Source organism: Pseudomonas sp. IPO3778, from assembly GCF_013386825.1.
GTDB lineage: Bacteria > Pseudomonadota > Gammaproteobacteria > Pseudomonadales > Pseudomonadaceae > Aquipseudomonas.
This window is the reverse complement of record NZ_JACARC010000109.1, coordinates 1-482: the sequence shown is the minus strand read 5'-3', so window position 1 is coordinate 482 and position 482 is coordinate 1. Positions and strand designations below refer to the sequence as shown.

Genomic DNA, 482 nt, shown 5'->3' with positions numbered 1-482 from the left:
AAAACCACCTTGGCGATGAACATCGGATCCCACAACGCAATCCGCGCCGCCAAAAGTGTGATGGTGTTCAGTCTCGAAATGCACAACACCGGCCTGATGGATCGGTTCATGGCATCCGAAGGCCGGGTCCCGCTGCAGCTGATCAAGAATGGGAAAGCCCCGCACACCCACGGCGCCGAACTCATGAGCGCTGCCGGGAAGATAAAGCACTCCAAGCTGTTCATCTCTGATCGTGCCTCGATGACGATCAACCGCATTCGCTCGTCCGCCCGCCGCCATAAACGCCGCCACGGTCTGGACCTGATCATCATCGACTACCTGCAACTGATGGAGTCCGATTCGCGCACGTTCAGCCGCGAGCAGGAGGTCAGCCACATGACCCGCAGCGCGAAGCTCATGGCACGCGAACTGGGCGTGCCCGTGATCCTTCTCAGCCAGCTCTCGCGAGAGTGCGAAAAGCGCCCGAACAAGCGCCCGCTCTG

The 482-nt window shown here is 60.4% G+C and carries 1 protein-coding gene; it reads left to right on the top strand.

Annotation, left to right across the window (positions count from 1 at the left end; translation table 11 throughout):
• The coding region (locus HX855_RS32480; protein ID WP_178948050.1) for a DnaB-like helicase C-terminal domain-containing protein at positions 1–482 on the top strand (482 nt) is incomplete at both ends.